The sequence below is a fragment of the Arthrobacter sp. ISL-28 genome (genome assembly GCF_018613875.1).
Classification (GTDB): Bacteria; Actinomycetota; Actinomycetes; order Actinomycetales; family Micrococcaceae; genus Arthrobacter.
Window position 1 is genome coordinate 25,164 of sequence record NZ_JAGGPJ010000038.1, and the last position, 6,801, is coordinate 31,964.

Here is a 6,801-nt window from a genome sequence, read left to right on the forward strand (position 1 = left end):
CCATGCCCAGACCTGCGGTTTTCGAAAAAAGGACCGGACAACAGCAAGTCTGGTCCAAAATGAGGTGACCTCTTCGCTGTATGCCCGCCCAACAGGGCGACGGCGCGGCCGGGGTAACAGAACGCCGGTGGCACGCAACAACACATTTTGGGCTACAGAACGTGTGCGCGGCCGTCATTGGGTTGAGGTCAAGGAGTCAACAAAAGCGGGGGCAGTCCCCACCTTGTACGGCCAAGGACCGCTCGCTCGCAAACGTATCCATGATGGCTGGTTAGGGCCAGCAGAGCTACAGCCCCGGCAGGTGCTGAAGGAGTGTTGCCATTGGTTTTAGTTGGGGGTGGCCACCCAGACGGTGCGGGTAGTTCGGGGTTCCAGCTCGATGCCTTCGGGGAACCGCTTCAGCAGGTCTCTCACCGCTTTACGGTCGTCCGTGGTTAGGGTTGCCAAGTGTGAGAAGCGCTCGAACCATTGCTGCGCGTACTCCTGTGCGGCTGGTGTCGCTGGAGCGATGCTCGAGACCTCAGACTGGGTGACGCCGAACCCGGCGGCCTGGATCACCGGCGCCCAATTCGGGTAGTCGTTCCAACCCTCGGCTGCTGCAGCGGCATGACATCGCTGCTCCAGCAGCGCTGCGGATGAATTACCCAGGAATCGGGGCAGGGTGGCGAGCTCGACGACGACCAAAACCCCATCCGGCGCCAATGTCTGGCGGATTCCCGTCAGGAGCTGGGCGGGACGTGCGACGTGGTGTAGTGAGGATGATGCCCAGACGAGATCAACCGGCGCCTCGGTCACCGCATCTGCCGTCACAGAGGCCCCTGCAAGCGCAGGAAAGCCGTTATTAAGGTCGGCTGCGACCACGGCAAAGCCCTGCTTGCGCAGAAGATCGAGCATCTCCGGGTCATTGTCGACGCACGTCACCACGGCGTCTGGGTAGCGCTTGTTCAGTAGCTGGCTACCTGCGCCGGTGCCGGCGCCAAGGTCGACGACGCTGCGCGCTGTTGAGAGCCCTGCCAGGTTCAGGACGGATGCGAGGTGGTCGCCGAATACTTCGGCGTCAAGGTCGAGGACGCGGTGCTGGTCCTGACTACCCGGCCGCTGGTGGTGCTGGTGGTCGTGGTGCCGTGTCGGGTGAGACTGGCGATCCCTGCGCATTTACCTTTCTACTGTTTCTAGTGTTTCCGCAGCACCCATGACGTGGACTGTTTGCCCATCATCAATGCCGTGGCGTCGGTGACTAAGAACGATCTCAGAGACGGCTGCTTCCGAGGCGGCCGAGAAGGGGCCGAAGTGCCCCTCGACGGCCCATCGGGTTTCTTCTTCCATGAGGTCGGCGTTAATCCTTGCGCCGGCCATGGTGCCTTCGGCGGCTGCGGTGATGACCTGGGCGGTTAAGTTGGAGACATTGCCCGCCGCATAGACGCCGCGGGCTGCCGTCGCGCCCGCCACAGCGTCGGCCTCGATAAACCGTCCTACCCCCGATGGGTGTGCCTGGGAAGTTGCCCCTAATGATTCCAGGAGCGCGGATCTGGCTTCCATTCGTGTTCCGACTGCCAGGGCCTGCACCTTGAACGAATTACCTTGGCGGAGCGTGAGCCCGGTGAGGACGCCATCGATAGTGTCAACCGAGGCAACGGCGCCGTTCACGACTGCTATGGACCGGGCAGCGAGCTTTTCCCATTCCTCGTCGGTTGGTTCCACGGTGTCGTTGAGGAAGAGGGTGATATCGCTGGCCCACTGCCTGAACAGCAGTGCTTGATGCACGGACAGTGGGCCCGTGCCCAGCACTCCGATCCGTTGCCCGCGGATTTCCCAGCCATGGCAGTAGGGGCAGTGCACAACGCCCTTTCCCCATTGCTCTCGAAGTCCGTCGATGGGAGGCAGCTGATCTGTCAAGCCGGTGGTGACGAGGAGCCGTCGGCCGACGAACCTGCTGCCGTCTGCGAGAATCACTTCGAATCCATCCGGAGTTCGCCGCGCCGAAACGGTTTCACCGTCAATAACTGTTCCTCCGTAGGAAAGCACCTCGCTGCGACCGATGGACAGGAGTTCCCGGGGGTTCATACCGTCCCTCGAAAGATAACCGTGGACACCCGCCGCAAGGGCGTTGCGTGGAGTTCCGGCATCAACAACCAGCACCGGGCGCAGCGCCCGACTCAGCGTCGTGGCGGCGCTGAGACCGGCCGCTCCTCCACCGATAATGACAACGTCGTAGCGAGTGGTATCCATTCTTACCTGTCCTTTCGTTGCGTTCTGATCCTTCGTCAGCGGCGTCCTGACGCCTTTACAACAGCTTCCTGCCCACGGCCAGAGATTGACAAATCTCTTTGCCGGTATGGCAAAATGGCCGGTATGACAGCTGATCTTGATGGTGTTCTCGGGGCGGTCGGCCCACGGCTCCGGGGTGTTCGTACGGAACGGAACCTCACCCTTGAAGACGTGTCTTCTGCATCTGGCGTGTCGGTAAGTACCTTGTCCCGCTTGGAATCCGGCCAGCGCAAGCCAAACCTCGAGATTCTGTTGCCCCTAGCGAGGTTGTATGGCGTTCCCCTCGATGACCTGGTCGGCGCGCCCCCTACCGGTGACCCAAGAATTCACCTGCGGCCCATCACCCATAGCGGCATGACAGCTGTTCCTCTTACCCGCCGCCCGGGCGGATTACAGGCCTTCAAAATGGTGCTTACCGGTGATGACCGCGGAGGAGAACCCGACCCGCGGGTTCATGAGGGCTACGAATGGCTATACATTCTCAACGGGCGTTTGCGCCTGGTGCTGGGCGACAAGGACTTTGAACTCCGCCCTGGCGAAGCCGCCGAATTCGACACCCACACACCGCACTGGTTCGCCAGCGCCGACGGCAAACCCGTGGAATTCATCAGCCTATTCGGGCAGCAGGGAGAGCGCATGCACATACGCGCACGGCCCAAGCCCTGATAGCCGAAGAAGTCCGATCGTTGAGCTTAAGTTACCTTCAAACCCGCTAACACGCAGCGTCTCCCAGACAACTAACTGCGATACCCCGCCACTATCGCAGGTTTTCGATACGCTAGAGACGCCTACTGCAGGTGTCCGTCCAAACCCGACATATGTGCCGGGCATCGGGCCGCGGCGAGGCCTTTGGATTTCGTTCGGTGACTCTTAGCTGGTACCAGGACTTAGAAGGGCCTCTTCAAATGTCATCCATTAGTCATGTTGCCCTCCAGCCCGCATGCAATGAATAGGTATGAAGCCATCCAGACAGCCACGGCCTAACTCCCGGAAATCATTTCCCGAAAATTCTCCGCAATCATGTCGTGTCGCTCCGGGGCGACCATGAACCAGTAGAACAGCAAAGCTGCCAAACCGACGAAAGGCAAGATGCGGCCACAGAAAGTGCCAACCACAACTAAACAGGGCACGGCCGACACGCCGTCAAAACGGCACACGAATAGGGTGAGTAGTACTTTGTTAGGTGTCTGCAGATTTCTCTTTTATATATCTGCAGGGCTAGTGCTTCAGGCGCGGCGTAAGTCGATCCGCCCCCGGGTGAACGCCGAAAGGCTACGGCGACGTAAGAGGCCGCACTCGTCGTAGCGCAGGACATCACACCGGTGAGCTGTGGATAATGACGCCCGATGGTCACCGACTTGAACGAAGCCGAAACGTCGTCACTCTCGCCAAGTAATTGGGCATCCGGGTCGCCGGCGTCATGGCAGAAATGCCGTCTGCCCACGACTGTCGAATTTCTTCTTCTCCCTGTATCACGTGCTCGACGGCGTGCGTCAGCGGTCGGTGATCAGGTCGTGGGTCATGGGCCATGTGTGGCGCGAACCGCTCTGCGATCATAAGACGGTGGCGAAAAAGTTGACGGTGCGAAGAATCATGCCGCCCGCAACCGTGTTCGTCGTCGTCGGGCTCCTGATTGGCATGCCGTGGTTCTTCCAACGCTCGCTCATCTATTTTCCCGACCGCAGCCAGCCCCGCCCTGCCGCCGAGCTGTTGCCCGGAGCCCAGGAAGTCACGCTCACCACGAGTGACGGCCTCGAGCTCGGTGCTTGGTACCTGCCAGCCGCAGACGGCTGCCGCGCGACCGTGCTCGTCGCACCGGGCAACGGCGGCAACCGAGCTAATCGGGCAGGGCTGGGACGAGCGATCAGCAAGCTCGGCTTCGGCGTGCTGCTCTTCGACTATCGCGGTTACGCGGCGAATCCCGGGTACCCGTCCGAGGACGGTCTCGCGCGCGATGTCCGCGCCGCTCGCGAGTTCCTGACAGGTACGGCAGGAATACCGGCGGGCTCGCTCGTCTATTTCGGGGAGAGCATCGGCGCCGGGGTGGTCACCGAGCTCGCCACCGAGCACCCTCCAGCCGCGATGCTGCTGCGCTCCCCTTTTACCTCGCTCGCCGACGTCGGCCGGGCAGCCTACGGCGTGCCGGTGGGCTGGATGCTTCGCGATCACTACCCGGTACGCGAGAACGTAGTGCGAGCGGACATCTCGACCGCCGTGGTCTACGGGAGCGCGGACACCATCGTGCCCGCACAGCAGAGCCGGGACGTGGCTCAGGCGGCCCGGGACGCCGGAAACTACGTCATCGAGGTGGAGGTAGCGGCGGTGAACCACAACGATGCAGCACTGGGACTGGGTCCCGAACTCGTCGGTGCCCTCGTCGACGTGGCTGGCCGGGGCGGGGCGACCGGGTGCCCGTGACGGCTCAGGACGCCGAGTACACGCGCGTTTCGGCCGCTCACCACACACGCTTCACGTCAATGGCCAGGTGGAAGTCCCCGGCGGAAGTCGTCCAGACGCCGCAAGAGCACATTCCCGTGCACACCTGCCCCAGTGTCTCCAACTTTTTCCCGTTGCACGGACTCCCACCAGACGAGCCCAACGGAACGGTAGCGTCGGGTATTCCACTAATTCACAAGCCACCCCAGGTACATCAGGAACGTGACATCCGGTCTCGTGTCTGAGGCAATCCAGCAGCACCAATAGTTACAGCGAGTCGAGCGTGAGTTGGGCGAGTCTTGCAGCACACATCTGAGAAGTTTCGTCGGAGACCGCGGTGAGGTGGCTGAGCATGCTGACCTTCACTGCAGCGTCGAGGTCCGCGCTCACCACTCGGCGTCGCCCACGGCTAGCCCGGGCAGCAGCTCGGCGGCCCACGCTCAACTGGGTCCACTGGGCCACGTCGGCGCTGCCGGGCAAAACTTGGGATGGGCCGCGGGGTGCGGTTTCCTTCGGCCTGGCGCTGGCATTATTCGGGCTCGACTTCTGGGGTTGCCTTCCGGTGGCCGCTTCGTCGTCTGCGCGTGGCCCGCCGAGACTGATGCTAGCGGTTGGAAGGTTCGCCACCTGCTCGAGCCGATCTGCCGCGAAGGGTGCTGCCCTCGATGGGCACGCGCGAGGAGTATGAGGCAGCAGGCAGCAGAGGCCATGGATTGCAAGAGCTGTGATTATTGCGGAGGTTCGGTTTCGTTCGCTTCCGAGCGTCAGGCGCTTTCGGCGTTCCTGTAAGGCATCACGTGGCCGGCGCTCTCGTGGAGCACGAGGTCGAATAACCCGGGAAAACGCCTGTCCAATTCTTCCTTCCGCAGAGTGTTGATGCGACGGGTGCCGACATCGTGCTGCCGGATCACCCCGGCCTCGCGCAGGACCCGAAAGTGGCGGGTAAGGACGGACGGGGTCACATCCTGCGCGAAGCCGCTACAGGCCAATCCCGGTGAGGCGGCAAGGGTAACGACGATGGTGAGCCGGGTCTCGTCAGTCAACGCGCTCATGATCTTGAAAAGATCGAAATCTTTCATCTCCGGGTGGATGAGGGGGGAGGAAACGCGGCTGGCCATGAAGGAACGGTACCATCCGCCGATGTACGCATGAACGCGTACATCGGCTACAGTGAACACCGGGATGACCTTCATCCCGTTATTCATTGCTTTGCCGAAAGGACACGCCATGCCCATCAACACGTCGACGCTCGTCCCTGTTCCACCACTTTTTTCTCCCGTGACGCTCGGGAAGATCGAGCTTGCCAACCGCATCGTCATGGCACCACTAACCCGTGTCCGGGCTGGTTCCTCCGGCATACCCGGGGACCTGATGGTCGAGTACTACCGGCAGCGGGCGAGCGTCGGACTGATCATCACCGAAGGCACCTACCCCAGCCATGCGTCGCAGGGATGGGTCGGGGCCCCCGGTATCGCCACCGAGGAGCAGGCAGCCGGCTGGCAGCGGGTGACGGATGCGGTGCATGCCCAGGGAGGTCGCATCGTGGTGCAGATCATGCACGCTGGCCGCGCCGCGCACCCGGACATCAACGGCGGCCGCCGCGTCCTCGCCCCTAGCGCTATCGCCATTGCAGGAACGGTGTTCACAGAGAAGGGCCAGCTGCCCTTTCCCATCCCGGAAGAGATGACTAAAGCCGACGCCCAGACAGCACTGGGGGACTTCGTTGCAGCGGCGCGCCGGGCAATCGACGCAGGAGCCGACGGTGTAGAAATCCACGGCGCAAACGGCTATCTGCTCCACCAGTTCCTCTCCCCGGCGGCCAACCGGCGAACCGACGAATACGGCGGCTCACCCCAGAAGCGAGCTCGCTTCGTTGTCGATGTGGTCACGGCAGTAGCGAAGGCCATAGGCGCGCAACGAGTCGGGCTGCGAATCTCGCCGGAGAATAACAACGTTGGGGACGTCTTTGAGAACGACCGGGACGACGTCCTGGCCACCTACGGGGCCCTGCTGGACCAGTTGCGGCCGCTGGACCTGGCCTACCTCTCCGTGTTGCACAGCGAGCCAGGCGGGGAGCTAGTCCCAATGCCGTTTACT

Annotated in this window: 7 protein-coding genes; 3 read left to right on the plus strand and 4 right to left on the minus strand. The window is 62.3% G+C overall.

Features of this window, described 5'->3' with window-relative positions:
- Window positions 1-327: 327 nt before the first annotated feature.
- Both J7E80_RS21240 and J7E80_RS21245 read right to left on the minus strand, forming a co-directional pair.
- Complete coding sequence (locus J7E80_RS21240; RefSeq protein ID WP_215054195.1) at window positions 328-1,155, minus strand: trans-aconitate 2-methyltransferase; 828 nt, start codon at window positions 1,153-1,155, stop codon at window positions 328-330.
- Window positions 1,156-2,229: an NAD(P)/FAD-dependent oxidoreductase gene (locus J7E80_RS21245; RefSeq protein ID WP_215054196.1), complete on the minus strand. Its 1,074-nt coding sequence runs from the start codon at window positions 2,227-2,229 to the stop codon at window positions 1,156-1,158.
- A gap of 123 nt (window positions 2,230-2,352) precedes the next feature.
- On the opposite strand from J7E80_RS21245, the gene J7E80_RS21250 reads away from it, so the two are divergent.
- Window positions 2,353-2,934 (plus strand): helix-turn-helix domain-containing protein, encoded by a 582-nt coding sequence (locus J7E80_RS21250; RefSeq protein ID WP_215054197.1) that lies wholly within the window; start codon window positions 2,353-2,355, stop codon window positions 2,932-2,934.
- A gap of 927 nt (window positions 2,935-3,861) precedes the next feature.
- Window positions 3,862-4,686 carry an alpha/beta hydrolase gene (locus J7E80_RS21255; RefSeq protein WP_215054198.1) on the plus strand — a complete coding sequence of 275 codons (825 nt, stop codon included), beginning with the start codon at window positions 3,862-3,864 and terminating at the stop codon, window positions 4,684-4,686.
- 285 nt (window positions 4,687-4,971) lie between these two features.
- Here J7E80_RS21255 and J7E80_RS24370 read toward each other — a convergent pair whose 3' ends face one another.
- Complete coding sequence (locus J7E80_RS24370; RefSeq protein WP_285291899.1) at window positions 4,972-5,097, minus strand: hypothetical protein; 126 nt, start codon at window positions 5,095-5,097, stop codon at window positions 4,972-4,974.
- Between the two features lie 371 nt (window positions 5,098-5,468).
- The gene (locus J7E80_RS21260) at window positions 5,469-5,897 is read right to left on the minus strand and encodes a helix-turn-helix transcriptional regulator (protein WP_215054199.1); all 429 of its coding nucleotides are present in this window, start codon (window positions 5,895-5,897) and stop codon (window positions 5,469-5,471) included.
- 34 nt (window positions 5,898-5,931) lie between these two features.
- On the opposite strand from J7E80_RS21260, the gene J7E80_RS21265 reads away from it, so the two are divergent.
- Window positions 5,932-6,801, plus strand: an 870-nt coding sequence (locus J7E80_RS21265) for an alkene reductase (RefSeq protein WP_215054200.1), incomplete at its 3' end; no start/stop codon positions are given.